The organism is Pseudomonas sp. BN415 (genome assembly GCF_029871195.1).
GTDB classification, from domain to species: domain Bacteria; phylum Pseudomonadota; class Gammaproteobacteria; order Pseudomonadales; family Pseudomonadaceae; genus Metapseudomonas; species Metapseudomonas resinovorans.
Genome location: NZ_SSOK01000004.1, coordinates 36,730 through 62,962, shown reverse-complemented (window position 1 = coordinate 62,962; position 26,233 = coordinate 36,730). Strand labels below are relative to the sequence as shown.

Genomic DNA, 26,233 nt, shown 5'->3' with positions numbered 1-26,233 from the left:
TTCCGCAGATCAGATCCGTCAGGTCCTGCAGGGCATCAGTGTGCCGCCGCAGCCGCAGATCATGGTCGACCTGCAAATGGAGCAGGTCATGCCCTCGCCGGACCTCAAGTCCATCGCCCGCCTCATCAGCCAGGACCCTGGCCTGTCGGGCGCGTTGCTGAAGATCGTCAATTCGCCCTTCTTCGGCCTGACCAATCGCATCGCCTCGATCCAGCAAGCGGTCAACCTGCTCGGCTGCAACACCGTGATCAACCTGATCAACGCGCAGTCGATCAAGGGCGAGATGACCGATGAGGCCATCGTCACGCTGAACCGCTTCTGGGATACCGCCCAGGACGTGGCCATGACGTGCCTGACCCTGGCCAAGCGCATCGGCTACCAGTCCGCCGACGAGGCCTATGCCCTGGGGCTGTTCCACAACTGCGGCATCCCGCTGATGCTCAAGCGCTTCCCCGACTACATGATGGTGCTGGAAGAGGCCTATGCCAGCGCAGGTCCGGAGCGTCGCGTGGTGGACACCGAGAATCGCCTGCTGAACACCAACCATGCGGTGGTTGGCTACTTCACCGCGCGGTCCTGGCGTTTGCCGGAGCATCTCTGCGAGGCGATCGCCAATCATCACAACGCGCTGTCCATCTTCACCGACGAGTCGGGCCGCGATGCGCCGCTCAAGACCTTGCTGGCGATCCTCAAGATGGCCGAGCACATCTGCGCGTCGCACCTGGTGCTGGGCAATCAGGCCGAGGATTACGAATGGATGAGCATCCGCTCCCAGGTGCTGGACTACGTGGGGTTGTCGGAGTACGACTTCGAGAACCTCAAGGAAAGCATCCGCGAGCTCGGGACGAGCTGAGCCGTCCCGCTGCCTGAAACCGAGATATCGATGCCTGAATTACCCGAAGTCGAAACCACCCGCCGTGGCATCGCGCCCTTCCTCGAAGGCCAGCGCGTCAGCCGGGTGATCGTGCGTGAGCGTCGACTGCGCTGGCCGATTCCCGAGGACCTGGATGTGCGCCTGTCCGGCCAACGCATCCTGCATGTGGAACGCCGCGCCAAGTACCTGCTGCTTGAGGCCGAGGTCGGCACCCTGATCAGTCACCTGGGTATGTCCGGCAGCCTGCGCCTGGTGGAGGCCGGGCTGGCTGCGGCCAAGCACGAGCATGTGGATATCGAGCTGGAATCGGGTATGGCGCTGCGCTACACCGATCCGCGTCGCTTTGGCGCGTTGCTCTGGAGCGACGATCCGCTGAACCACGAGCTGCTGCGCCATCTGGGCCCGGAGCCCCTGACCGATCTGTTCGACGGAGAGCGCCTGTTCCAGCTGTCCCGTGGCCGCAGCATGGCGGTGAAGCCCTTTATCATGGACAACGCGGTGGTGGTGGGCGTCGGTAACATCTACGCCAGCGAGGCGCTGTTCGCCGCCGGCATCGACCCGCGTCGCGAGGCCGGCTCCATCTCTCGGGCGCGCTACCTGACGCTGGCCGTGGAGATCAAACGCATCCTCGCCCAGGCCATCGAATGCGGTGGCACCACGCTGCGTGATTTCGTCGGCGGTGACGGCAAGCCGGGCTACTTCCAGCAGGAACTGTTCGTCTACGGCCGCGCGGGCGAATTCTGCAAGCGCTGCGGCTCGACCCTGCGGGAAATCCGTCTGGGCCAGCGTGCCAGCGTCTACTGTCCGCGTTGCCAACGCTAATCCCCCGCCGGGTCGGCAGACTCGGCGTCGAGCATTCCTAGAACAAGAAAGAAGTCTGTCCTATGTACGGTAACTACCTGCCCCGCAATCCCTTTGCCGAAGCGATCGGCCACGGCGTGCTGCGCCTGATGGGGTGGCGCATCGAAGGGCGCCTGCCACCACTCGACAAGTTTGTGGTGATCGGCGCCCACCACACCTCCAACTGGGATTTCGTGATCTTCCTTGCGGTCAAGTTCGTGCTGCGGCTCAACGCGCGCTGGTTCGGCAAGCACACCATCTTCCGCTGGCCTTTCGCTGGATTGATGCAGCGATGGGGCGGCGTGCCGATCCGCCGTCACCTCAAGCTGAACATGGTGGATCAGGCCGTGGAGCGTTTCCGTGAGAATCGCGAGTTCATGCTGGTGATCTCGCCGGAAGGCACTCGCAAGCGGGTCGATCGCTGGAAAATGGGCTTCTATCACATCGCCTGCGGCGCCGGAGTGCCCATAGTTCCGGCTGCGCTGGACTACGCCAACCGCCGGGTAGTGCTCGGCCAGCCGTTCTACCCCACGGGCGACGAGCAGGCCGATCTGCGCCAGTTGCTGGCCTTCTATCGCCCGTACGTGCCGAAAAAACCCGACTACGCTTTCAATGGCGATTGAAGGCCGTCACGCCGTCAATGCGCCATGCACTGTTATAGTTTTCCGCACACCCCTAGCTGAAGGATCGCCCGCATGAACCTGTTCCGCACATCCGCTGCTGTCCTGGCGCTGACCACTGGCCTGCTGGCGCTGCCGGCTCATGCGGAAGTGGTGCAGGAAAATACCAGCGGCGACCCCATGTACACCGTCAACGCGCCCAGCGGCTACAGCATGGCCGGCGATGTGATCATCGCCCGCCCACTGCTGCTGGGTGCCACCATCATCGGTACCGGCCTGTTCATCATCAGCCTGCCGTTCTCCGCGCTGGGCGGGAACGTCGGTGAGGCTGCCCATGAGCTGGTGGTGGTGCCGGCAAAGGAAACCTTCGTGCGCTGCCTGGGCTGCACCATCAGTGGCTACAAGGCTGACTGACCGCTAACTCCGGCATCATCGAGACGGCCCCTTTTCGGGGCCGTCGGCGTTTTCGGGCACCCTGCGGGTTGCCGGTCGGCCGCCGCATCGGGTAATAGCTGGGCCTCATCTGGTGAAGGAATACCGCCGTGAAGCACTACTCCCGCATCGTTCTGCTCGCCCTGTCCGCCATCGGCCTGGCCTTGAGCTTCTGGTTCAGCTCCGGCTGGCTGGAACTCTGCGCGGGCCTCGCGCTGTTCCTGTTCGGTATGCAGTGCCTCGAAGAAGGCTTGCGCCAGTTGGCCGGCGGCAAGCTGGAGCAACTGTTGGCGCGCAGCACGGCCACTTCCTTCAAGGGGCTGATGTTCGGCATCTGCGGCACGCTGCTGTTGCAATCCAGCACCCTGGTGTCGCTGCTCACCATTGCGTTCATCAGTGCGGGGCTGATCCAGTTGGCTGGCGGCATCGCGATTCTCTTCGGCGCGAACCTGGGTGCCACAAGCGGCATCTGGCTGCTGGCACTGGCCGGGCAGAATCTCAGCCTTAGCCCGCTTGCGCTGCCGCTGCTGGTATTCGGTGTACTTGGCGGTTTCATGGGCGAAAAGAGCAAGGCGGCCGGACGCATTGTCCTCGGCATTGCCTTCATCTTTCTCGGCATCGACCAGATCAAGGAAGGCTTCTCCGCCTTCGGAGATGGCCTCGACCTCAGCGCCTACCAGGCCGACGGGTTGGTGGGCAGCTTGCTGTTCGCCTTGATCGGCCTGTTGATAACGGTGGTACTTCAGTCCAGCCACGCCACCCTGATGCTGACCCTGGCGGCCCTCGCCGGCGGCCAGCTGGATCTGGCCCAGAGCTTCGCCATCGCCATCGGGTCCAATGTCGGCAGCAGCGTCACCACCGCCTTCGTCGGCTCCCTTGGCGGCAACCGCAGCGGCCAGCGCCTGGCCCTGGCACATGTAACGTTCAACGTGGTCACCTGCACGCTGGCGTTCATCCTGCTCGGGCCGCTGAGCTGGCTGGTCGATCGGATTGCCGAGGCAACGGGCTTGGGCGAGAACGAGCTGATCCAGCTTGCGATGTTCCATAGCTTGATCAATGCCATGGGTGTGCTGCTGTTCTGGCCGCTGCAGGAGCGCCTCGCCGGCTGGCTGGTGCACTGGTTGCCGGAGCGCGAAGAACCGCAGGTGCTGATCACCGAGCTGGTTGAAGGGCCGCAAGAGCCGCCGCGCACCCAGGCGCGCTACCTTAATGAGCGTGCGCTGGATTCGGTGGATGCGGCAGCCAGCGCAGTGGTGCGTGAATTGCGCCACCTGGGTCGCCTGAGCCTGGAGGTGATCTGCCACGCCCTCTACCTGCCGGTGGACCAGTTGGCCCGTGCGCAGGTCGAGGAGAGCCTGCTGCGGGCGCGGCCGGAACGCTATCACCTGGATGCCGAAGCGCTCTATCAGCGGCATATCAAGGGCGTCTACGGCGATTTGCTGAGCTTCATGGGCCGGCTCGATCTGCCGCTGGACGAAGCACATCAGCAGTTCTGGGTCAGTTGCCAGTTGGCGGCGCTGCAACTGGTGGATGCGGTGAAGGATGCCAAGCACCTGCAGAAGAACCTCGGCCGCTACCTGGATCAGGACCCGTCACCCATACGGGATGCCTATGTGGACCTGCGCCGCCACCTGCTGGCGATGCTCCACGAGCTGCGCGAGCTGGGCCGCTCCGACTTGCCCGAGGAAGCCTGGAACGAGCGCCTGGGCTGGCTGGATGGGAGAGCCGCAGCCTTCGACGGCGCTTTCCGCACGCGTCTGTTCAATTCCGTGCGCAATAGCGATCTGGACGGCCTGCAGACCAGCTCGCTGATGAATGACCTGGGCTACGCCAGCCGCATCTTCCAGAGCCTGCGCAACGTCTTGATGCTGGGTGAGGGCCAGCTGCTGTTCCGCGAGCTGCGTCGGCTGGAACAGGATGACGAATCGCTGATCGTGCTCGAGGGGAATCGGTCGTAGTCCGTCGGGTGCGTACGGCGCACCCTACCGGCATGTATGGGGCCGCTGCGCGGCACTTGGCGAATGAATTGGCCCCTACTTCATCTTCTCGATTTCAAGCGTTTCGGACAGGCCCAGGCCGCGAGGGTCGCTGGCGGCTTCAAGGTTGCCCTTGGCTTTGTTCCACAACAGCACCTGCTGGTTGCCATAGTTGCGCTCAAGCGGTTTCAGGCTGTAGCCGCGAGCGCGCAGCTCGGCGCTTTCGCTGCTGCTGAAGGCGCCTGGCTCGTGCTCGATCTGGTCTGGCAGGTATTGGTGGTGGTAGCGCGCCACGGCCGGCCAGCGGCTCACCGGCTGGCCGTCGAGGTATTCCAGCACCGACAGCAGCACCATGCTGGGAATCCGGCTGCCACCGGGCGTGCCGAAGGCAGCGAATTCCGTTTCGCTCTCGATGAACGTGGGGCTCATGGACGACAGCGGGCGCTTACCCGAGCCGACTGCATTGGCCTGGCTGGCGGCAAGGCCGTAGGCATTGGAGCCGGTCGGATTGGCGGCGAAGTCGTCCATTTCGTCGTTCAGCAGCACGCCGGTGCCGGGCACGGTGAAGGCGGCGCCGAATGGCAGGTTGATGGACAGGGTGGCGGCGACTGCGTTGCCGTCCTTGTCGATCACGGCGAAGTGGGTGGTGTGGTCGCCTTCGCGCCAGGTCGGTGAGGGTGGCAGGCTGCTGCTGGGCGTGGCGCGGCGGGCATCGATGCCGGCGGCGAGTTTCTTCAGGTAGCTGGCGTCTAGCAGCCTGGCCTGAGGGATGGCGACGAAATCCGGGTCGCCCAGCAGACCGCGGTCGCGGTAGGCGCGACGCAGCGCTTCCACCACGTAGTGGGCGCGCTGCACGCGGTCGGCCTTGCGCCATGGCAGCTCCTGCAGCATGCCCAGGCTCTGGGCAAGGGCGATGCCACCGGCGGAAGGGGGCGGGGCGCTGATCAGTTCGCGGCCTTCGGCGAGGCGGAAGCGGATCGGCTGGCGCTCCACCGTCTTGTACTCAGCGAGGTCGCGCAGGCTCCAGATGCCGCCGGCGGCATTCACGCCCTGCACCAGTTTTTCGGCGGTGGGCCCGTTGTAGAAGCCGGCCTTGCCGTAGCGGGCGATACGTTCCAGGGTGTTGGCCAGTTCAGGCTGGCGCAGCAGGCTGAACTCTTCCGGAACCTCCCCCCTGTGATCGAGAAACAGGCGCGCTGTCTCGCGGTCGTCGCGCATTGACGACAGGCGCCAGGCGGCGCGTTGGCGGTAGATGCGATCTACCGAAATGCCGTCACGGGCCAGACGGATGGCTGGCGTCAGGCTGTCAGTCAGTGGCAGGCGGCCGTAACGGCTGGCGAGATCCGCCAGGGCGGCCGGCAGGCCTGGGATGGCAGCGGCGAGAGGTCCGTCCAGGGACAGCGCCGGGTCGACCTTGCCGTCGCGTACGTAAAGGTGCGAATTGGCCGCCAGCGGCGCGCGTTCACGGGCGTCGAGGAAGCGGTAGACGGGCTTGTCTCCGCCTTGGCGGAGCAGGAAGAAGCCTCCGCCACCCAGGCCCGAACCGTAGGGTTCGGCGACCGCCAGCGCAGCGCTGATGGCCACGGCAGCATCGAAGGCATTGCCGCCCTGGGCCAGGGTTTCCAGGCCAGCCACGGTGGCCGAAGGATGGGGCGTAGCTACCGCCGCGCGGCCCGGCTCGGCGGCCTGCGGGGCGCTCGCGAGCAGCAGCAGGGTCGCGAGTAGTGCGCCACGGTAGGCGCCGCGTACCGGGCGGCCCATGGGTCAGGCCTTGCCGGTGAGCTTCAGGTACTTCTGCATCAGCTCATCCTTGCTTTCGACATGGGTTTCGTCGAGGGGAATGCAGTCGACGGGGCAGACCTGCTGGCATTGGGGTTCGTCGTAGTGGCCGACGCATTCGGTGCACAGGTTGGGATCGATCACGTAGATCTCTTCGCCCTGGGAAATCGCGCCGTTCGGGCACTCGGGCTCGCAGACGTCGCAGTTGATGCAGTCGTCGGTGATCTTGAGGGACATGGGAACAACTCCTGCCGTCGCCAGGCAGCGGCGGCCTTGAACAGAAAATAGCGGAATTGTGCCGGATTGCCGTGATCGGCGCACGCGCCGATCACCATGGTTCAGGACCGGCGCTGGCGAGCCTTCAGTATCAGCGCTTGAAACGCTCGGCCAATGCCGCAGCGACAGCCGGATGGACAAACTTGCTGATGTCACCGCCCAGGGCCGCTATTTCGCGCACCAGGGTGGAGGAGATGAAGGAGTACCGTTCCGACGGAGTGAGGAACATGCTCTCCACGTCCGGCGCCAGTTGGCGGTTCATGTTGGCCAGCTGGAACTCGTACTCGAAGTCAGAGACCGCGCGCAGGCCGCGGAGGAAGACATTTGCATTCTGCTCCTTGACGAAGTGCGCCAGCAGGGTGGAAAAGCCCACCACCTCGACGTTCGGCAGGTGCTTGGTGACTTCGCGGGCCAGTTCTACGCGCTGCTCCAGGCTGAACAGCGGATTCTTCTTCGGGCTCGCGGCTACGGCGATGATCACCGTATCGAACAGGCGCGAGGCGCGTTCGATCAGATCGCCGTGGCCCTTGGTGATGGGGTCGAAAGTGCCCGGATACAACACTCGGTTCATCGCGACGTCCTGGCAGGGGACCGAAAGGGAATCGGATGGTAGCGCAGCAGGCCCCCGCGGCCAAGATTAGCTAGCGTGCGGGGACGCGCGGCAGGCATGTCACGGCTTGCCCATGCGCTCGGCCAGGGCGCTGGCCAGCTTGGCCGTGAGGCCGTAGACCGATAGCTGCGGGTTGGCGCCGATGCTGGTGGGGAACAGCGAACCGTCGTGGATCGACAGGTTGGCCAGTTGATGGTGCCGGCCCAGGCTGTCGGTGACCGCCTGCTTCGGGTCCTCGCCCATGGCGCAGCCGCCCATTACGTGGGCGCTGCCCAGGCGTGCGCGGTAGAGCTCCATCGACAGGCCGTCGATCAGGTTGCGTGCTTCGTCCAGGGTCTTCACGTAGTCGGCGTCGTTGTGCATCGGCAGCACGGCGCGGGCACCTGCTGCAAACTGGATTTCGGCCATGACGTGGTAGGCCCGGCGGATGCCGTCCCAGGTGTAGTCGGTCATGCGGTAGTCGAGCACCGGGCTGCCGTCGCCGCGCAGCTCCACCGAGCCCTCGGCGCTGTCCGGGTGGAAGCCGTCACGCATCAACGCCAGCATCACGTTGGTATGCGGCAGCTGCTCCATGCGCAGGGCGTTGTCGATGCCGAATCGTCCCAGCAAGGTGGTGGTGAGCGCGGGTTGCAGCGGCGGCACTTCCAGCTTGTAGGACATGCGCCCGGTGGCGCCGTCGTCCCACTGGAAGTGATCGGAGTAGATGGACTGTGGCGCGCCGTAGAAGGGGTTTATCACCCGGTCGAACTGCGCCGCGGAGAAATTCACCACATGCAGGAAGGTACGCTTGCCGGTGCGGCCGTGCGGGTCCGGCGCCTTGGAGCGCAGGAGCAGGCCGGGGGTGTTGATGCCGCCACCGGACAGCACGTAATGACGTGCCTTGACCGTGATCGTGCGGCCATTGGGCGCCACGCAACGGTCGTCCAGGCCGAGGCACTCGATGCCGGTGACCTTGTCACCTTCGATCAGCAGCTTGTCGGCGCGGGCCAGATAAAGCAGCTCGCCGCCCTTTTCCAGGGTGGCGGGAATGGTGGTGACCAGCATCGACTGCTTGGCGTTGGTCGGGCAGCCCATGCCGCAATAGCCGAGGTTCCAGCAGCCGCGCACGTTGCGTGGGATGACTTTCCAGTGCAGCCCGAGCTTCTCGCAGCCCAGGCGGATCACATCGTTGTTCGGGTTCGGCGGGACAGCCCAGGGCGAAACGCCGAGGCGCTGTTCCATTTTCTCGAACCAGGGGGCCATGTCGGCCGCAGACAGGCCTTTCACGCCGTGCTCGCGGGCCCAGTGCTCCAGCGTGGGTTCCGGGGTGCGGAAGCTGGAGGTCCAGTTGATGAGCGTGGTGCCGCCCACTGCGCGGCCCTGGAGGATGGTGATGGCGCCATCCTTGCTCATGCGGCCGATGCCTTCCTGATAGAGGCTCGGGTAGGCCTCGGCTTCCTGCATCTTGAAGTCTGAGCTGGTCTTCAGCGGACCTTCCTCGATCAGCAGCACCTTGAAACCGGCTGCGCTGAGGATTTCCGCCGTCGTGCCGCCACCGGCGCCGCTGCCGACGATGGCGACATCGGCTTCCAGGGTCAGGTCTTGTTCCAGGCGTGAGCCGTTGTGGGTTTTCCAGCCACGGGCCAGGCCCTCGGCGAACAGATCGGGTACAGGCATGTCAGGGTCTCGGGCGAGTTCTTGTCGTTATGGTGTGGATCAGATGGCGGGTGGTCCTGGGTAACCGCAGTGCGCCCAGGATTCCGGGCGGCCATACCAGGCCATCATCACCAGTTGCAGCAGGGACGCGTGGCCCATTTTCAGGAGGCCGATGGAGCTGTTTTCCCAGCGCGTGAGGAAGTCGCGAATGCCCTGGGCGCTGGCTTTCTCCCAACTGCCCCAGACGCCGGTCAATGGGCCGCGGGTGACCGGCAGGGCCAGTACGTCGAAGAGCTGCTGGGTCAGTTTGAGCATTTCCGGCGACAAACGGTGCAGGGCGTAGTCGAGGCTCTGCAAGGTGCTGTCCACGGCCTGGGCCATCTTCTCGCCGGGCACGGCGCCCTCGAGCATTACCGGGACCAGCGCGCGAAGGAAGGGCAGGTCGGAGTCACGCAGCACGGCGAAGCCGCCCGCCGGCACGCTGGCCGAACAGCCGGTGAGGCTTGCGGCGACCCCAGCGGTGGCGAGGAAGGCGGAGCCGAACAGGCTGACCTTGAGCAGGTTGCGCCGGGAAAGGCCCGGCACGTCGAGGGTGGTTTCGCTCATTCTTGTTATCTGCCTGCGAAAGCCCGGCTCAGCGGACGAAGAGTTTGTAGACCAGCTTCTGGATGGCCTTGCCGTAAGGCGGGTAAATCATCTTCGCGGCATTGAAGCGCTGCTTGATGAACACGCCCTTGGCCTTGCTGAAGGTCAGGAAGCCTTCATGGCCATGATAGTGGCCCATGCCGGAAGGGCCGACCCCGCCGAAGGGCATGTCGTCCTGGGCCACGTGCAGCAGGGTGTCGTTCAGGCACACGCCGCCGGAATGAGTCTCGTGCAGCACGCGTTGCTGTTCCGACTTGCCGTAGCCGAAGTAATAGAGGGCCAGTGGGCGCGGGCGGTCGTTGATATAGGCGAAGGCATCTTCGATACGGCGGTAAGGGACGACAGGCAGCAAGGGGCCGAAGATTTCCTCTTGCATCAGCTTCATGTCGTCGGTGGCGTTCAGCACCAGGGTGGCGGGCAGGCGGCGGCCCTGGGATTCGGGGAACAGCGGCACCAGGCGCGCGCCCTTGGCTTCTGCGTCGCTCAGGTAGCCTTTGAGACGGCCCAGTTGGCGCTCGTTGATGATGGCGGTGTAGTCGGGGTTGTCGCTCAGCTGCGGGTAGAAGCCCTGCACCGCCTGGCGATAGGCCTCGACGAAGCCCTCGACCCGGTCTTCCGGCACCAGTACGTAGTCCGGTGCCACGCAGGTCTGGCCGGCGTTCATGGTCTTGCCGAACGCGATGCGCTCGGCGGCATCGGCCAGGGGAACGTCGGCGGAGACGATGGCTGGCGACTTGCCGCCCAGCTCCAGGGTGACCGGGGTCAGGTTCTCGGCGGCGGCGCGCATCACATGCTTGCCGATGCTGGTGGCACCGGTGAACAGCAGGTGGTCGAAGGGCAGTCGGGAGAAAGCCACACCCACTTCAGCCTCACCCAGCGCCACGGCCACCAGGTCCTCGGGGAAGATGCGTGCCAGCAGGTCCTTGACCAACTGGGAGGTGGCCGGGGTGGATTCACTCATCTTGATCATCACCCGGTTGCCGGCTGCCAGGGCGCCCACCAGCGGTCCGATGGCCAGGTAAAGCGGGTAGTTCCACGGCACGATCACGCCGACCACACCAAGCGGCTGGTACACCACCTTGGCCGATGCTGGCTGGAAGGCCAGGCCGACGCTGCGGCGGGAAGGCTTCATCCACTTCTTCAGGCGCTTGGCGGCATAGTGGATGCCATGGAGGCTGGGCATGATCTCGGCCAGCAGGGTCTCGTTGGCCGAGCGGTTGCTGAAATCCTGAGAAATCGCGTCGATTAGGGCCTGTTTCTCGGCGAGCAGCAGATCACGAAGGGCGTTGAGCCACTGGATTCGCTGGTCTGCGCTGGGCATGGGGTTCGCGCGGAATGCCTCGCGCTGGCGCTGGAAGAGGGTTTCCAGCTGGCTGATCTGCTGCTGGCTCTGTTGCAGGTAGGCGATGTCGGCGACCATGGCGCGGTTCCTCGGGGGTTCCGGAAGCATTCGAATCCACTGGGGCGGATACGAAGCGGCTCTGTTGTTGTAGTGCCGTTGGTTTTAGAGTAATTGCTCTAAATTGTCAAATAGCTTGCCTGCCGGACTGCCCGGCGGCAGCCCAACGAAAAGCTGGGCGGGGTGGCTGCAGGTAACACCAGGTGTTTCCCAGTGCCTGGGCGGTGTACCTTTGGCGCACGCCGTGCCCCACCGATTGCAGGAAGATTCACCCGATGGCCCCAAGACCCAAGACTCGCGACCGCATCGTTCTGGAGAGCCTCGCGCTATTCAACACCCAGGGCGAGCGCAATGTGACCACCAACCACATCGCCGCACATCTGGGCATGTCACCGGGCAACCTGTATTACCACTTCCGCAACAAGCAGGAGATCATCGCCGAGCTGTTCGGTCACTACGAAGCACGGGTGGACAGCTTCCTTCGTCTTCCGGAAGGGCGTGAGGTATCGGTAGAGGACAAAACCTTCTACCTGGAATCCCTGTTGGCGGCCATGTGGGACTTCCGCTTCCTGCACCGCGACCTGGAACACTTGCTGGAATCGGATGTGGAGCTCGCCGCGCGCTACCGCCTGTTCGCCCAACGTTGCCTGGACCACGCCCAGGCCATCTACCGGGGTTTCGTCGCTGCCGGCATCCTGTTGATGAACCCCGCGCAGGTCGAAGCCCTGACTCTCAATAGCTGGATCATTGTCACCTCCTGGGTGCGTTTCCTCTGTACGACGCGGGGTGATTCGGCAGATCTCAGCCAGGAACTGCTGCGCCGCGGCATCTACCAGGTACTGGCGCTGGAGGGTGGCTACCTCGCGCCCGAGGCGCAGCCGGCGGTCAAGTCGCTCTACGAGAAGCTTTACGTGCCTCTGGAGCAAGTTGTTCCACGCTAGCGGCAGCTCCCCAGCCAATCCGGAATCCGTCGCTCCAGATAGTAGGCGGGTTTCTGCGGCGATCCTTCGACGAAGCCCACATGCCCGCCGCGCGCATGCAGTTCCATGCGAGTGGTGGCCGAAAGTTCGTGGGCGTCCGGCAGGCTGTGGCGGAATACGAAGGGGTCGTCGGAGGACTGGATCAGTAGCGTGGGGATGCGGATGCCACCCAGATAAAAGCGGCTGGAGGCGCGGCGGTAGTAGTCGTGGGCGTCGTTGTAGCCGTGCAGCGGCGCGGTGATGCGGCCGTCGAAGTCCCAGAAGGTGCGCATGCCCTCCAATGGGCCGAGGCGTTCCAGGGTGGACAGATGCTCGGCCTGACCCTGGTGGGCGAACAGGCGCTGCTTGCTCTTCACGTAGGCCACCATCTCGCGCATGAAATGCGCCTGGTAGACACGCGAAAAACCCAGGGCGATACGGTCGGCGCACTGGTCCAGGCGGTACGGCACCGAGACCGCCACCGCTCCTTGCAGGCCGCAGTCGTCGCCGGTTTCCCCCAGGTGTTTGAGCAGCACGTTGCCCCCCAGCGAATAGCCCACTGCGTAGAGCGGTGCCAGCGGCCGGCTGGCGCGCAGGTGCCGGACCGTGGTCGCCAGGTCCTCGCTGACTCCCGAGTGGTAACCGCGGGGCAGCAGGTTGGGCTCGCCCGAGCAACCGCGCCAGTTGATGGCCACGCTGGCCCAGCCACGGGTGGCCAGCTCTTGCTGCAAGCCGAGCACGTAGAGCGAGTTGGACGAGCCGGTCAGCCCATGCAGGACCAGCACCAGGGGGGCATCGGCTTCATGGGGGCCATACCAGTCCAGGTCGAGGAAGTCGCCGTCCTCCAGCCACAGGCGCTCGCGTTGCCGCTCCAGGCGGGGTGGCGTGCGACAGAACGGCGACCAGAGGGTCTGCAGGTGCGGACCCGGCAACCACCAGGCGGGCTGGAAGCTGGTGCGGTTGGTGACTGGGGTGTGGAACGAGTTCATCGGCGCGGCCGTTACTCAGAGGGCGGGATTTCCCTGTCTGCGCGTTGCCAAAGGGCGTAGTACACCTGGCCGGTTTTCTTTTCGCGGTGCAGGCGCCAGTTGCCTGGAAGGCCAAGTGTGGAGGGTGGATTCTCACTTTCGGTATAGACCCAGGCGCGGGGAGTCAGCCAGCCACGGTTTTCCAGCAGGTTGCAGACCGGCTGCAACAGGCCCTGGTTGAAGGGGGGATCGAGGAACACCAGGTCGAAGGCGCTGGGTGCCTGGTTGTCCAGGTAACGCAGGGCATCACTCTGCAGCAGTTGGCCCCTGTCGCAGCGCAGCACGTTCAGGTGACCGCGCAGGGCAGCCACGGAATCGGGGTTGAGGTCCAGCGCCAGCCCTTCTGCCGCGCCGCGCGACAAGGCTTCCAGGTAAAGCGCGCCGCTGCCGGCGAAGGGGTCCAGTACGCGCGCGCCTTCCACGTAGGGCGCCAGCCAGTTGAACAGCGTCTCGCGCACCCGGTCGGGAGTGGGGCGCAGGCTGGGGCCGTCGGGGAAGGCGAAGCGCCGCGAGCGCCATTCGCCGCCGATGATGCGGAGCTGGCCGTGGCCTCCGTGGGACGGTCTGGCGGGTTTGGCGTGTGGCTTGCGCATCAGTGCTCCGGTACGCCGCTGGGCAATTCGGCGGGTTTGTCGGTGGGCGGCGGCAGGTCCTTCTGGGTGACAGTCGGACCGGCGGTGACGATGACGAACTGGTCGGGATTCAGGTGTTTGGCCATGGCGGCCTTGACCTGGGCGATGTCCAGCGTCTGGACCTTCGCCATGAAGTCTTCCAGGTAAGTCAGCGGCAGGCCGTAGAAGCCGATGGCGCCCAACTGGCCGACGATGTCGGCGTTGCTCGCGGTGGAGAGCGGGAAGCTGCCGGCCAGTTCGCGCTTGGCGTCGTCCAGTTCCTTCTGGGTGGGACCGTCGGCCAGGTACTGGCGAACGATGTCCTGGATCAGCTTGAGAGTGCCCTGGCTCATTTCGGCGCGGGTCTGCAGGCCGATCATGAAGGGGCCTCGCACCTGCATGGCGGTGAAGCCGGAGCTGATGCCGTAGGTCAGGCCGCGCTTCTCGCGAATCTCTTCCATCAGCCGGGTGCCGAAGCCGCCGCCGCCGAGGATCTGGTTGCCCAGGTAGAGCGCCGCGTAGTCCGGGTCGTTCCGGTCGATACCGAGCTGCGCCAGCATCAGGTGGGTCTGCTTGGACGGGAACTCGATATGGTTGAGGCCGGGCTTGGGTGTCTCGGGCTCGGGCAGCTTGGCCAGCGCCGGGCCTTTGGGCAGGGCCCGGGATACCTGGTTGGCAATGGCTTCGGCGTCAGCGCGGGACAGGTCGCCGACCAGGGCGATCACTACGTTGCCGGTGGCGTAGGCTTTTTGGTGGAAGTCGCGCATCTGGGCGACGGTGATGCCGGGGACGGACTTCTCGTTGCCTTCGCTGGAGTGGGCGTAGGGATGTTGGCCGTAGAGCTGCTTGAAGAGTTCCAGGCCAGCGAGCTTGCCCGGGTTCTGCTTCTGATACTCGAAGCCGGCGAGCATCTGATTCTTGATCCGCGCCAGGGAGTCTTCAGGGAAGGTCGGGGCACCGATCACCTGGGTAAACAGCGCCAGGGCAGGCGCGCGTTGCTCGGCGGCGGTAAGGCTGCGCAGGCTGGCGACGGCCATGTCGCGGTAGGCACCGTTGCCGAACTCCGCGCCCAGGCTCTCAAAGCCTTCGGCGATGGCGGTGACATCCTTGCCGGCCACGCCCTCGTTGAGCATGGCGTTGGTCAGGGTCGCCAAGCCGGGAGTGCCGCCGTCCTGGCTGCTGCCGGCCGCAAAAGTCAGACGCAGGTCGAACATTGGCAACTCGGAAGCGGCGACGAACAGCACCTTGGCGCCTTCGGCAGTAGTCCAGCTCTGGATGTTCAGCATGCGGCGGCCGGGCGCCTTGTTACCCAGTTCAGCCAGTGACTGCAGGCCTTCAGCCGGTGTCGGGGTGGCGGTTTCAGCGGTGGCGCTACTGGCCGGGCGGTTGGCGATGACGCCGAGCACGCCGAGCAGGACGATCAGGGCCAGACCGAGCAGGCCGTAACGCAGGCCGTTGCGCTCACTCATGGTGGGCCTCCTCGGGCAGTATGTGGGCAACGCTCAGGCGGTCGCGGGTGAAGTAAGTCTTGGCAGCGGCCTGGATATCGGCGGGGGTCACGGCTTCCAGGGCGGCGAGGTCCTTGTCCATCAACGTCCAGGACAGGCCGACGGTTTCCAGCTGGCCGATGGTGGTGGCCTGGCTGGTGATGGAGTCGCGCTGGTAGACCAGGCCGGCAATGGCCTGGGCGCGCACGCGCTTGAGCTCCTCGGTGCTGGGCGGGGTGTTCTTCAGGTCTTCCAGCTGGCGCCAGATGCCGGCCTCGGTCTGCTCCAGGGTCTTGCCCTTCTGCATGTTGGGGGTGGCGCTGATGACGAACAGGCTGTCGCCACGGGGGAAACCGTCGTACCAGGCGGAGGCGCCGCTGACCAATTCTTCGCCACGCTCGAGGCGGCTCGGCAGTCGTGCACTATAGCCGCCGTCGAGCAGGGTGGATATCAGACGCAGGGCGTGGACCTGGCGAGGGTCCTTGGCGGTCGCCAGGCCGGGCACGTTGAAGCCCATCAGCAGGCTCGGCAGCTGCGTGCGCACGTGCAAGGTCAGGCGGCGTTCGCCGGGGGCGGCCAGCTCCAGGGGTTTCTTTGCGGGCGGCACTTTGCGCTTGGGAATGCCGGCGAAATAGCGCTCGGCAAGGCCCTTGACCTCGTCCGCGGTAACGTCGCCCACCACCACCAGCGTGGCGTTGTTCGGGGCGTACCAGGATTCGTACCAGTGGCGCAGCTCCTCCACCTTCATGCGGTTGAGGTCAGCCATCCAGCCGATGGTGGGGATGTGGTAGCCGCTGGCCGGATAGGCCATCGCCTTGAAGCGCTCGAAGGCCTTGGCCGTGGGCTTGTCATCGGTGCGCAGGCGGCGTTCTTCCTTGATTACCTCGATCTCCCGAGTGAATTCCTCGGGCGGCAGCTTGAGGCTGGCGAGGCGATCGGCTTCCAGCTCGAAGGCGACGCCCAGGCGGTCACGGGCGAGCACCTGGTAATAGGCGGTGTAGTCGTCGCTGGTGAAGGCGTTCTCCTCGGCGCCCAGCTCCCGGAGTATGCGCGAGGCTTCGCCGGGGCCAAGTTTTCGGCTGCCCTTGAACATCATGTGCTCGAGGGCGTGGGAGAGACCGGTCTGGCCGGGCGTTTCGTAACTCGAGCCAACTTTGTACCAGAGCTGAGACACCACCACGGGGGCACGATGGTCCTCGCGGACGACGACCTTCAGGCCGTTGTCCAGGGTGAACTCGTGGGTGGGCTGGTTGTCTGCAGCGAGGGCCAGAGCAGGCAGGCAGAGGGCGCAATACAGCAAGCCGGCGGCTTGTCGGGCAATGGCTTTCATTGATGTTCTTGACCTGTCGGACGGCCCCGGCGGTCGTACCGCCTGCGGGCGAAGAGGTGCTAGGATACCCCATCCTTTCCCGGGGCGGCGAAGCTGGCCGGCATAGAGCCAGCACGGTCGCTCCCTTGAGATGCAATCGACTCATGTTTGGTTCCAACGACGACAAGAAAGCTCCGGCCCAGGCCGGGGAAAAGAAATCCTTGTTCGGCTGGCTGCGCAAGAAGCCCCAGGAATCCGCCCCCGCCACTCCGGCGGAGCCGGTGGTTCCTGTCGAGGCCGAGGTGCCGGCCGCATCCACGCCTGCGCCCGAAGCTGTTTCAGCTTCCGGACCGGCCACTGACACCATGGCCGAGGCGGCCCCGGCAGCCGCGCCTGAGGCCGCTCCGGCGATTGCCGAAGTGCCTGTGCCCGAAGCCACGCCCGTGGCGGTCGAGGCCCCGTCTTTCGCCCCCGCGCCTGTGGTTTTTGAATCTCCGGTCGTCGCCGAGCCTGCTGCACCTGCACCTGCACCTGCACCTGCACCTGCACCTGCACCTGCACCTGTAGCCGCCCCGCCAGTTGCGTCCGCCGTACCTGCGCCGGTTGCCGACGTTGCACCTGTCGTCCCGGCTGAACCTTCCAAAGCCGGGTTCTTCACCCGCCTCAAGCAGGGGCTGTCGAAGACCAGCGCCAGCATTGGCGAAGGCATGGCCAGCCTGTTCCTCGGGCGCAAGGCCATCGACGACGATCTGCTGGATGAAATCGAAACTCGCCTGCTGACCGCCGACGTTGGCGTGGAAGCGACCAGTGTTATCGTCCAGAGCCTGACCCAGAAGGTCGCGCGCAAGCAGCTCGCTGACAGCGATGCCCTCTACAAGGCGCTGCAGGACGAACTGGCTGCCCTGCTGCGTCCGGTCGAACAGCCGCTGAAGATCGACGGCGGCCGTACGCCTTACGTGATCCTGGTGGTCGGCGTGAACGGCGTCGGCAAGACCACCACCATCGGCAAGCTGGCCAAGAAACTGCAACTGGAAGGCAAGAAGGTCATGCTGGCTGCCGGCGACACCTTCCGTGCCGCTGCAGTGGAGCAGCTGCAAGTGTGGGGGGAGCGCAACAACATCGCCGTGATCGCCCAGCACACCGGCGCCGACTCCGCTTCCGTGATCTTCGATGCCGTGCAGGCCGCCAAGGCCCGGGGCGTCGACGTGTTGCTTGCCGACACCGCCGGCCGCCTGCACACCAAAGACAACCTAATGGAAGAGCTGAAGAAAGTGCGCCGCGTGATCGGCAAGCTGGACGAGTCGGCTCCTCACGAAGTGCTGCTGGTTCTGGATGCCGGTACTGGGCAGAACGCCATCAACCAGGCCAAGCAGTTCCACCAGGCGGTCAACCTGTCCGGCCTGGCACTGACCAAACTGGACGGTACCGCCAAGGGCGGCGTGATCTTCGCCCTGGCCAAGCAATTCGGCCTGCCGATCCGCTACATCGGTGTGGGTGAAGGCATCGACGACCTGCGTACCTTCGAGGCCGACGCCTTCGTGAAGGCCCTCTTCGCTGAGCGGGAGTCCGCATGATTCGATTCGAGCAGGTCGGTAAACGCTACCCCAATGGCCATGTTGGCCTGCACGAACTGAGCTTCCGCGTCCGCCGCGGCGAGTTCCTCTTCGTTACCGGCCACTCCGGCGCCGGCAAGAGCACCTTGCTGCGCCTGCTGCTGGCGATGGAGCGCCCCACCAGTGGCAAGCTGCTGCTGGCCGGCCAGGACTTGTCGAGCATCACCAACTCGCAGATTCCCTTCCTGCGTCGTCAGATCGGCGTCGTCTTTCAGAACCACCAATTGCTGTTCGACCGTAGCGTGTTCGATAACGTCGCCCTGCCGCTGCAGATCCACGGTTTGTCCAAGGCGGAGATCGCCAAGCGGGTGAGCGTGGCACTGGAGCGCGTGTCATTGGCGGACAAGGCCGAGCTCTATCCGGCCGACCTGTCCACCGGTCAGCAGCAGCGCGTCGGCATCGCCCGCGCCGTGGTGCACCGGCCGGCCCTGCTGCTGGCCGACGAACCCACCGGCAACCTGGACCCGCGCCTGGCCGCCGAGATCATGGGTGTATTCGAGGACATCAATCGCTTGGGCACCACTGTGCTGATCGCCAGCCACGACCTGGCGCTCATCGCGCGCATGCGCCACCGCCTGCTCACCTTGCAACGCGGTCGCCTGATCGGCGACGGGGAGGCTGTCTGATGAGTGCCAAGCAGATGCCGCCGCCAAAGCCTGCCGAGCGTGTAGGGGCTTCGCCCCGGCATGTCGAGTCGCCGGAGCAGGGTGACGAAGGCCCGGATTTCCGCACCCTGTTGCACGCCTGGCTGGAAAGCCATCGGGCCAGCCTGGTGGACAGCCTGCGCCGTCTGGGGCGTCAACCCATCGGCAGCTTCTTCACCTGCCTGGTGATGGCCATCGCCCTCAGTCTGCCCATGGGCTTGTCCCTACTGCTTAGCAACGTCGAGCGCCTGGGTGGCTCCTGGCAGCGAGCGGCGCAGATTTCCCTGTTCATGAAGATCGACGCCAGCGAGTCCCAGGGCCAGAAGCTGCGCGATGAGATCGCAGGCATGCCTGACGTGGCCGAGGCCGAGTGGATCAGCCGCGAGCAGGCCCTGGCGGAACTGCAGCAGCAGTCTGGCCTGGGCGAGGCCCTCAAGGAACTACCGGAGAACCCGCTGCCGGGCGTGGTCCTGGTGACGCCCAAGGAAGTTGACAAGGCCGCCCTGGAAGCCCTGCGTCAACGCCTGTCGGAAATGTCCGGCATCGAGCAGGCGCAGCTGGACCTGGTCTGGGTCGAGCGCCTGTCGGCCATCCTCAAGCTGGGCGAGCGTTTCGTCTTCGGCCTGGCGGTGCTGCTGATCCTGGCGCTGCTGCTGGTGATCGGTAATACCATTCGTCTGCATATCGAGAACCGCCGTACCGAGATCGAGGTGATCAAGTTGGTGGGTGGGACCGACAGCTATGTGCGTCGTCCCTTCCTCTATATGGGCGCGCTCTATGGCACCGGCGCCGGCCTGCTGGCCTGGCTGGTGCTCGCCTATGGCCTTGACTGGCTGAACGACGCCGTGGTGCGTCTTGCCGGGCTGTACGGCAGCGACTTCGCCCTGGCAGGGGTGCCATTGGCCGATGGTCTATCCCTGCTTCTGGGCGCCGTGCTGCTGGGTTACATTGGTGCTTGGCTGGCCGTAGCCCGTCATCTCAGCGAGCTGGCGCCGCGCTAAAAAGGCGCCGGGTTTCGCAGCTTTTGCGAGGGGTGTAAGGAAACTTTTACACCCCCTTGCAGTCATATAGGCCAGTGCTACACTGCGCGAGCTTTAGTGAATCGGAGGATTCGCATGACCACTTCCCTGCAACCTGTCTATGCCCTGGCCCCCGGTGCGAACCTGGAGGCATACGTGCATGCGGTCAACGGCATCCCGCTGTTGTCTGTCGAGCAGGAGCGCGAACTGGCCGAACGCCTCTTCTATGAACAAGATCTGGAAGCGGCACGGCAAATGGTGTTGGCGCACCTGCGCTTCGTCGTGCACATCGCCAAGAGTTATTCCGGCTACGGTCTGGCCCAGGCCGACCTGATCCAGGAAGGCAACGTAGGCCTGATGAAGGCCGTCAAGCGCTTCAATCCCGAAATGGGTGTGCGCCTGGTGTCGTTCGCGGTCCATTGGATCAAGGCCGAGATCCATGAGTTCATCCTGCGCAACTGGCGGATCGTCAAGGTCGCCACCACCAAGGCGCAGCGCAAGCTGTTCTTCAACCTGCGCAGCCAGAAGAAGCGCCTGACCTGGCTGAACAACGATGAAGTCCACGCGGTGGCCAACACCCTTGGTGTCGAGCCACACGAAGTGCGCGAGATGGAGAGCCGTCTCACCGGCCAGGACATGGCGTTCGACCCGGCGGCGGATGCCGACGATGACACCGCCTTCCATTCGCCGGCGCACTACCTGGAAGATCACCGCTACGACCCGGCGCGCCAGTTGGAGGAAGCCGACTGGAGCGACAGTTCCACCGCCAACCTGCACGAGGCGCTGGACGGTCTGGACGATCGCAGCCGCGACATTCTCTACCAGCGCTGGCTGGCCGAGGAAAAGGCGACGCTGCACGACTTGGCGGCCAAGTACAACGTATCCGCCGAGCGTATTCGCCAGTTGGAGAAGAACGCCATGAACAAGCTCAAGGGCTTCATTCAGGCGTGACGTTGAAACCCGAAAAAGCCGCACCTTGGTGCGGCTTTTTTCTGTCTGGAGAAAATCGCCATGCCCCTGCCGTCCTTGCGTTCCAGTCACTGGCTGCTGCTCGCCGCGGTCGCCGTGCTGTTCTTTTCCCTGGCGCTGTGGATGAGCAAGCAGTCCGACCGGGCCGAGCCGCTGCCCTGGTTGGTGGACTGGCAGGAGTCGGTCATCGTCCCCCTGGCCGACGATGACCTGGCTCTGGAAAGGCTCACTAAGCTGGCGTCGGGAGAGCTCTGGTTGCAGCCGCGTGCAGAAGGACCGCGTCTGGTCTACCGCTCCGAACAGGAGAGGGAGGAAGGGGTCTGGCGACTGGAAGCAGAGCTGGAGCTCAGTGACAGTGAGCATGCCAGTTTGGCCAAGGCCTTGGGCAAGGGAACCGAAGAGCAGCCCCTGAGCGGCGAGATGCTGGGACAGCTGAGTGGGCACCGCGTGGCGGTGCTGAATATGGTACCCATGTCCGACGTTTCGGCGGCGCGCCTGGCCGCCAGTATCGGCCCGCCGCGCCTGCGGCTGCGCACCGGCGAAGGTGAAGTCTGGGTCTATCCCCAGCAGGGGCTGAGCGTGCACTTGCTCGAAGGCAAGCTGCAGCTGATGCACCTGGTGCCGCGTGAGGCAATGAAGAACTGAGTTACCGCAGGTCTCAGAGCTGCTCCAAGTAGCTACTGCCTCCCAACTGGTTCATCTGTCGGCGAATCCAGCCGGCGCGACTGGCGACATACCCGCTTGGCCGCGAAGGGCTCCATTTGCGAGGGTTGGGCAGCACCGCTGCAAGCAGGGCCGCCTGCTGGCGTGACAGCCGTGCGGCTGACACCCGGAAATGCTGGTGTGCCGCAGCTTCGGCGCCAAATACGCCGCCGCCCCATTCGACGCTATTCAGGTAGACCTCGAGGATGCGGTGCTTCGGCCAGAACAGTTCGATCAGTCCGGTGAACCAGACTTCCAGCCCCTTGCGGACCCAATTGCGGCCGGACCAGAGGAACAGGTTCTTCGCCACCTGCTGGCTGAGGGTGCTGGCGCCGCGGACGGACCCGCCGCGCTCGTTGTGCGCCAGGGCCTTGCGGATAGCGGGAATATCGAATCCCCAGTGCTCGGCGAATTTCTGGTCTTCAGCGGCAATCACCGCGATTTTCAGGTCATTCGGCAACGCGTCCCAGGACACCCAGTCGCGTTTGATGTCGATGGGTTTGCCGTCGATCCACGACTCGATCTTGCGCTCTACCATCAGCATCGAGCCTGGCGGAGGCACCCAGCGGAACAGGATCACCAGCAGCACGGAAGCCGCCGCGAACCAGAGCAGCAATTTGAAGAGGCGGCGGCGAATGGTGTGGAACATCTAACTTGGCCCGGGGAAAGTTGCGCGCCATTATAGCGGCCGTCTGTCCCTGGTCTGGAGTCTCCATGACGCGCCTGTTTCTGCTGCTGTCCGCATTCGCCGGTTTCACCGGAGTGGCCCTGGGCGCCTTCGCCGCCCACGGATTGAAAAACAGGCTGACTCCGGAATACCTGGCGGTGTTCCAGACCGGCACGCATTACCAACTGATCCACGCCCTGGCCCTGTTCGGTGTCGCCCTGCTGGCGCTGCATGCGCCCGGTCGACTGGTGAGCCTGGCGGGTGGCTTCTTTGCCCTCGGCATCCTGTTGTTCTCTGGCAGCCTCTACCTGCTGACCCTATCCGGCGTCGGCAAGCTCGGCATCATCACCCCCTTTGGCGGGCTGGCCTTCCTCGCCGGCTGGCTGTGCTTGGGGTTGGCCGCCTGGAACCTCGCCACTCGGTAACTTGACCGTGGCGTCAAATTGCGGGACGAATGGCGTCCTTTTGCCTTGGTCCCGCGCGGCGATCGGGCTAGAATGCCGTCCCCTTTCCAGTTGTGACTGATCCGTCATGCGCATTCAGTTGAACGGCGATTCCTTCGAGCTGCCCGATGGCCAGACCGTCGCGGACCTCATTGCCCGCCTGGATCTGGCCGGCCGCCGCGTCGCGGTCGAGCTCAACCTCGACATCGTACCGCGCAGCCAGCACGCCAGCACCGCCCTGCGTGAAGGCGACCGCGTCGAGGTGGTACACGCCATAGGCGGCGGCTAGTCGCGCGGGCCATGTGCCTGCCCGGTCGCCCCATTTGCAGCATCCGTTCCGCGCTTCGCGCACTTTCCTCTGCCCGCCAGGAGTCCAGCATGAGCCAAACGCCGATCGACAAGCCCTTTACCCTCGCGGGCCGCACCTATCAGTCGCGTCTGCTGGTGGGTACGGGTAAGTACAAGGACCTCGAGGAAACTCGCGTTGCCATCGAGGCTTCCGGTGCCGAGATCGTCACAGTCGCCGTGCGCCGCACCAACATCGGCCAGAACCCGGGCGAGCCAAACCTGCTGGACGTGATTTCCCCGGATAAGTACACCATTCTGCCGAACACCGCTGGTTGCTATAACGCCGAAGAGGCCGTACGCACTTGCCGTCTGGCTCGCGAGCTGCTGGATGGCCACAACCTGGTCAAGCTGGAAGTCCTGGCTGACCAGAAAACGCTTTTCCCCAATGTCGTCGAAACCCTCAAGGCCGCCGAAGAGCTGGTCAAGGACGGCTTCGACGTCATGGTCTACACCAGCGATGACCCCATCATCGCTCGCCAACTGGCCGAGATGGGTTGCATCGCCGTGATGCCCCTGGCTGGCCTGATTGGCTCGGGCATGGGCATCTGCAACCCCTGGAACCTGCGCATCATCCTCGAAGAGGCCAAGGTCCCGGTGCTGGTGGATGCCGGTGTGGGCACCGCCTCCGACGCCACCATCGCCATGGAGCTGGGTTGTGAGGCCGTGTTGATGAACACCGCCATCGCCCACGCGCAGAACCCTGTGATGATGGCCGAGGCCATGAAGCATGCCATCGTCGCAGGTCGTCTCGCCTATCTGGCCGGACGCATGCCCCGCAAGCTATACGCCAGCGCCTCGTCGCCGCTGGATGGTCTGATCCGCTGAGAATCCGCGATCAGCTGCGCGTCGGCCCTGCAGCGTTAAAAACAGGCTCGGAATGCTCATTTACAGCTGTAAACTCCGCTTTCTCGCCTGTTTTTGCCTTGCATGGCTCTAGCTCGCAAGATCGATTAGGTTCTGTAAGTTTTGCTAACAGGTTTTCGCAATGATTGAAGAACAGGGCTCGCCGGCTGAAACCGACGAAACGCGCCACCACCGCACCATCAAGAGTTTCGTGATGCGTGCCGGGCGCATGACCGAAGGCCAGCAACGCGGTCTCGACCAGGGCTGGCCGAAGTTCGGCCTTGAGCTGGCCGATGGGCCGCAGGACTTCGACGCCCTGTTCGGCCGCAAGGCGCCGCGTACCTTTGAGATCGGTTTCGGCATGGGCCACGCTACCTTGGAGATGGCCGCTGCAGCGCCGGAGCAGGACTTCATCGGCGTTGAGGTCCACCGTCCGGGTGTCGGCGCGCTGTTGAACGGTGCCATGACTCAGGACCTCTCCAACATCCGCGTTTACAGCTGCGACGCCCTGGAAGTGCTGCGCGACTGCGTCGCTGACGCCAGCCTGGATCGCGTCCTGCTGTTCTTCCCCGACCCCTGGCACAAGTCCCGCCACCACAAGCGACGCATCGTCCAACCGGCATTCGCCGAGCTGGTGCGGCAGAAGCTCAAGGTCGGCGGTGTGCTGCACATGGCCACTGATTGGGAGCACTACGCCGAACACATGCTGGAAGTGATGAACGTCGCGCCGGGCTTTCGCAACCTGGCCGCGGACGGTCGCTACGTCCCGCGTCCGGATGAGCGCCCGGTGACCAAGTTCGAGCGCCGCGGCGAACGTCTCGGCCACGGCGTCTGGGACCTCAAGTTCCAGCGCATCGATTGACCGGACGCCGCCCAGCGGCGCACCGGTACACCTGACTAGACCGGGTCGACCCGGCACCTCACCTGATCCGACGATAGCAACGCCTGCCACTGAGCGGGCGACATAAGAATAAGAGCGACGTAGCGCCAAGTACGTCGTTAGGAGAAGGCTGTGTTGTTGAAAACTTTCGGATATCTGCTTCTGGCCGGCTGCGCCCTGCAGGCCCAGGCCAAGGTCGACGTTACCCAGGCCGCCCGTCTCGGGCAGGACCTCACCCCCATGGGCGGCGAGCGCGCCGGCAATGCCGCCGGCACCATCCCGGCCTGGGACTGCGGTCTCGCCACACCGCCGGCCGGCTACCAGCCGGGTATGCACCACCCCGACCCCTACGCCGGCGAAGCGCCGCGCTTTGTCATCGACGGCAAGAGCCTCGGCCAGTACGAGCAGCTCCTGACTCCAGGCCACAAGGCCTTGCTGCAGGGGCATCCGGACTACAGGCTGCGGGTTTTCCCGACGCACCGCAGCGCTGCTGCTCCACAGCGCATCTACGACGCGACTCGCTTCAATGCCGAAAATGGCACGCTGATTGCCGGTGGCAACGGCGTGGAAGGTGTGGCTGCCGGTGTCCCCTTCCCGCTCCCGGCCAACGGTCTGGAAGCCATCTGGAACCACATCCTGCGCTATCGCGGTGAGCAGATTCACTTCACCACCAACCAGGCGGCGGTCCTCGCCAACGGCAGCTACAACCTGCTGAAGCTGGAGCGGGACATCTACTTCGTCTACGGTCGCGAGGGCATGACCCCGGGCAACCTGGAGAACACCCTGTTCTTCTACAAGTACCGCGTCGTGGCGCCGGCCAAGCTGTCCGGGTCGGCCCTGGTGGTGCAGGAAACCCTCGACCAGGTGCTGTCGATCCGCAAGGCCTGGCGCTTCAACCGTGGCGAGCGTCGGGTGCGACGCCTGCCGATGCTGGCCTACGATACCCTGCAGCCGGATACCAACGGCCTGGCCACTGCGGATGTGGTGGACGCTTACAACGGCGCGCCGGACCGTTACGAGTGGCAGTTGCTGGGCAAGCAGGAAATGCTGGTGCCCTACAACAGCTACGCGGTGCACCAGAAGGGTATTGCCTATGAGCAGATCTTGAGCGCCAGCTATGTGAACCCCGACTTGCTGCGCTACGAGCAGCACCGCGTCTGGGTGGTGGAAGCGACCCTGCGCAAGGGCTTCAGCCATCCCTATGCCAAGCGCCGCTTCTATCTGGATGAGGACAGCTGGCAAATCCTCGCCGTCGACCTCTACGACAAGGACGGTCGCCTCAGCGGCCTGCAGGAAAGCCATCCGATCAGCTACTACGATGTACCCATGTTCGGCAGTACGCTGGAAACCATCTACGATTTCGTGGGCAGTCGTTACTTCGTCGATGGTCTCGACAACAACGAACCCATGTATGATTTCAAAGCCGCGCTCAGCCCGAGGGACTTCACACCCCAGGCGCTGCGACGCGAAGGCAACTGATTCCGGCCTGCCTGGCCATCCCAGCCGCCCCTCGGGGCGGCTTTTTAATGGGCGGGTGTTTTACCGGGGCGGTGGGCGCGAGTCCAATCGCGAATGAGTTCGCTCCCGCAAGGTCGCTGCACTCGTAGGGTGGATGGCGCTTTTGC

Annotated in this window: 27 protein-coding genes; 16 read left to right on the top strand and 11 right to left on the bottom strand. The window is 64.7% G+C overall.

Translation table 11 applies throughout. The features are described 5' to 3' along the window. Positions 1–40 precede the first annotated feature (40 nt). From E8F20_RS00515 to E8F20_RS00495, 5 genes are all read left to right on the top strand, one after another. Positions 41–853 carry an HDOD domain-containing protein gene (locus E8F20_RS00515; protein ID WP_280282025.1) on the top strand — a complete coding sequence of 271 codons (813 nt, stop codon included), beginning with the start codon at positions 41–43 and terminating at the stop codon, positions 851–853. A gap of 30 nt (positions 854–883) precedes the next feature. Next, complete coding sequence (mutM, locus tag E8F20_RS00510) at positions 884–1,696, top strand: bifunctional DNA-formamidopyrimidine glycosylase/DNA-(apurinic or apyrimidinic site) lyase (protein WP_137822331.1); 813 nt, start codon at positions 884–886, stop codon at positions 1,694–1,696. Between the two features lie 62 nt (positions 1,697–1,758). Beyond that, positions 1,759–2,337, top strand: coding sequence for a lysophospholipid acyltransferase family protein (locus E8F20_RS00505; protein ID WP_280281952.1), 579 nt, complete (start codon positions 1,759–1,761; stop codon positions 2,335–2,337). 72 nt (positions 2,338–2,409) lie between these two features. After that, positions 2,410–2,748, top strand: a complete 339-nt coding sequence (locus E8F20_RS00500; RefSeq protein ID WP_028629064.1) for a hypothetical protein — start codon at positions 2,410–2,412, stop codon at positions 2,746–2,748. A gap of 128 nt (positions 2,749–2,876) precedes the next feature. After that, positions 2,877–4,724 (top strand): Na/Pi symporter, encoded by a 1,848-nt coding sequence (locus E8F20_RS00495; RefSeq protein WP_280281951.1) that lies wholly within the window; start codon positions 2,877–2,879, stop codon positions 4,722–4,724. A gap of 75 nt (positions 4,725–4,799) precedes the next feature. On the opposite strand, the gene ggt is transcribed toward E8F20_RS00495, so the two are convergent. The 6 genes from ggt to E8F20_RS00465 all read right to left on the bottom strand — a co-directional run bounded on the left by ggt (position 4,800) and on the right by E8F20_RS00465 (position 11,107). After that, positions 4,800–6,503: a gamma-glutamyltransferase gene (gene ggt, locus E8F20_RS00490; protein WP_280281950.1), complete on the bottom strand. Its 1,704-nt coding sequence runs from the start codon at positions 6,501–6,503 to the stop codon at positions 4,800–4,802. A 3-nt stretch (positions 6,504–6,506) separates the two neighbouring features. Continuing rightward, entirely contained in the window at positions 6,507–6,758 is a 252-nt protein-coding gene (locus tag E8F20_RS00485; RefSeq protein ID WP_028629061.1) for a YfhL family 4Fe-4S dicluster ferredoxin, read from the bottom strand. A 130-nt stretch (positions 6,759–6,888) separates the two neighbouring features. Then, a complete protein-coding gene (coaD, locus tag E8F20_RS00480; RefSeq protein ID WP_028629060.1) occupies positions 6,889–7,368 on the bottom strand; it encodes a pantetheine-phosphate adenylyltransferase in 480 nt (159 codons plus the stop codon). A 99-nt stretch (positions 7,369–7,467) separates the two neighbouring features. Continuing rightward, positions 7,468–9,063 carry a GMC family oxidoreductase gene (locus tag E8F20_RS00475; protein ID WP_280281949.1) on the bottom strand — a complete coding sequence of 532 codons (1,596 nt, stop codon included), beginning with the start codon at positions 9,061–9,063 and terminating at the stop codon, positions 7,468–7,470. 39 nt (positions 9,064–9,102) lie between these two features. Further along, on the bottom strand, positions 9,103–9,648 hold the full coding sequence (locus E8F20_RS00470; RefSeq protein ID WP_280281948.1) for a twin-arginine translocation pathway signal protein: 546 nt from the start codon (positions 9,646–9,648) through the stop codon (positions 9,103–9,105). 28 nt (positions 9,649–9,676) lie between these two features. Then, a complete protein-coding gene (locus tag E8F20_RS00465; protein ID WP_280281947.1) occupies positions 9,677–11,107 on the bottom strand; it encodes a coniferyl aldehyde dehydrogenase in 1,431 nt (476 codons plus the stop codon). A 254-nt stretch (positions 11,108–11,361) separates the two neighbouring features. On the opposite strand from E8F20_RS00465, the gene E8F20_RS00460 reads away from it, so the two are divergent. Further along, positions 11,362–12,027 (top strand): TetR/AcrR family transcriptional regulator, encoded by a 666-nt coding sequence (locus E8F20_RS00460; RefSeq protein WP_280281946.1) that lies wholly within the window; start codon positions 11,362–11,364, stop codon positions 12,025–12,027. On the opposite strand, the gene E8F20_RS00455 is transcribed toward E8F20_RS00460, so the two are convergent. The 4 genes from E8F20_RS00455 to E8F20_RS00440 are packed head-to-tail and all read right to left on the bottom strand — an operon-like array spanning position 12,024 to position 16,501. Continuing rightward, complete coding sequence (locus E8F20_RS00455) at positions 12,024–13,034, bottom strand: hydrolase (RefSeq protein ID WP_280281945.1); 1,011 nt, start codon at positions 13,032–13,034, stop codon at positions 12,024–12,026. The genes E8F20_RS00460 and E8F20_RS00455 overlap by 4 nt on opposite strands. Before the next feature lie 11 nt (positions 13,035–13,045). Next, a complete protein-coding gene (rsmD, locus tag E8F20_RS00450) occupies positions 13,046–13,666 on the bottom strand; it encodes a 16S rRNA (guanine(966)-N(2))-methyltransferase RsmD (RefSeq protein WP_280281944.1) in 621 nt (206 codons plus the stop codon). Next, positions 13,666–15,153, bottom strand: coding sequence for a pitrilysin family protein (locus tag E8F20_RS00445; RefSeq protein WP_280281943.1), 1,488 nt, complete (start codon positions 15,151–15,153; stop codon positions 13,666–13,668). Before E8F20_RS00445 ends, rsmD begins: the two co-directional genes overlap by 1 nt. Next, on the bottom strand, positions 15,146–16,501 hold the full coding sequence (locus E8F20_RS00440; protein WP_280281942.1) for a pitrilysin family protein: 1,356 nt from the start codon (positions 16,499–16,501) through the stop codon (positions 15,146–15,148). The genes E8F20_RS00445 and E8F20_RS00440 overlap by 8 nt, the downstream gene beginning before the upstream one ends. Positions 16,502–16,644: 143 nt before the next feature. Here E8F20_RS00440 and ftsY point away from each other — a divergent pair, with 143 nt between their 5' ends. From ftsY to E8F20_RS00415, 5 genes are all read left to right on the top strand, one after another. Next, a complete protein-coding gene (gene ftsY / locus E8F20_RS00435; RefSeq protein WP_280281941.1) occupies positions 16,645–18,054 on the top strand; it encodes a signal recognition particle-docking protein FtsY in 1,410 nt (469 codons plus the stop codon). Beyond that, a complete protein-coding gene (ftsE, locus tag E8F20_RS00430) occupies positions 18,051–18,719 on the top strand; it encodes a cell division ATP-binding protein FtsE (protein ID WP_280281940.1) in 669 nt (222 codons plus the stop codon). The genes ftsY and ftsE overlap by 4 nt, the downstream gene beginning before the upstream one ends. After that, a complete protein-coding gene (gene ftsX, locus E8F20_RS00425) occupies positions 18,719–19,738 on the top strand; it encodes a permease-like cell division protein FtsX (protein WP_280281939.1) in 1,020 nt (339 codons plus the stop codon). Before ftsE ends, ftsX begins: the two co-directional genes overlap by 1 nt. A 114-nt stretch (positions 19,739–19,852) precedes the next feature. Then, positions 19,853–20,707 carry an RNA polymerase sigma factor RpoH gene (rpoH, locus tag E8F20_RS00420; protein ID WP_028629048.1) on the top strand — a complete coding sequence of 285 codons (855 nt, stop codon included), beginning with the start codon at positions 19,853–19,855 and terminating at the stop codon, positions 20,705–20,707. Positions 20,708–20,767: 60 nt separating this feature from the next. Next, entirely contained in the window at positions 20,768–21,370 is a 603-nt protein-coding gene (locus tag E8F20_RS00415; RefSeq protein ID WP_280281937.1) for a hypothetical protein, read from the top strand. Between the two features lie 13 nt (positions 21,371–21,383). Here E8F20_RS00415 and mtgA read toward each other — a convergent pair whose 3' ends face one another. After that, positions 21,384–22,076 (bottom strand): monofunctional biosynthetic peptidoglycan transglycosylase, encoded by a 693-nt coding sequence (gene mtgA / locus E8F20_RS00410; protein WP_280281936.1) that lies wholly within the window; start codon positions 22,074–22,076, stop codon positions 21,384–21,386. A 65-nt stretch (positions 22,077–22,141) separates the two neighbouring features. Between mtgA and E8F20_RS00405 the strand changes: the two genes are divergently transcribed. The 5 genes from E8F20_RS00405 to E8F20_RS00385 all read left to right on the top strand — a co-directional run bounded on the left by E8F20_RS00405 (position 22,142) and on the right by E8F20_RS00385 (position 26,087). Beyond that, positions 22,142–22,519, top strand: coding sequence for a DUF423 domain-containing protein (locus E8F20_RS00405; protein ID WP_280281935.1), 378 nt, complete (start codon positions 22,142–22,144; stop codon positions 22,517–22,519). 106 nt (positions 22,520–22,625) lie between these two features. Then, positions 22,626–22,826 carry a sulfur carrier protein ThiS gene (gene thiS, locus E8F20_RS00400; RefSeq protein WP_028629044.1) on the top strand — a complete coding sequence of 67 codons (201 nt, stop codon included), beginning with the start codon at positions 22,626–22,628 and terminating at the stop codon, positions 22,824–22,826. Between the two features lie 89 nt (positions 22,827–22,915). After that, positions 22,916–23,710 carry a thiazole synthase gene (locus tag E8F20_RS00395; protein WP_028629043.1) on the top strand — a complete coding sequence of 265 codons (795 nt, stop codon included), beginning with the start codon at positions 22,916–22,918 and terminating at the stop codon, positions 23,708–23,710. A gap of 160 nt (positions 23,711–23,870) precedes the next feature. After that, a complete protein-coding gene (trmB, locus tag E8F20_RS00390; protein WP_280281934.1) occupies positions 23,871–24,590 on the top strand; it encodes a tRNA (guanosine(46)-N7)-methyltransferase TrmB in 720 nt (239 codons plus the stop codon). A 153-nt stretch (positions 24,591–24,743) separates the two neighbouring features. Beyond that, entirely contained in the window at positions 24,744–26,087 is a 1,344-nt protein-coding gene (locus E8F20_RS00385) for a DUF1329 domain-containing protein (RefSeq protein ID WP_280282024.1), read from the top strand. The last annotated feature ends 146 nt before the right edge of the window (positions 26,088–26,233 follow it).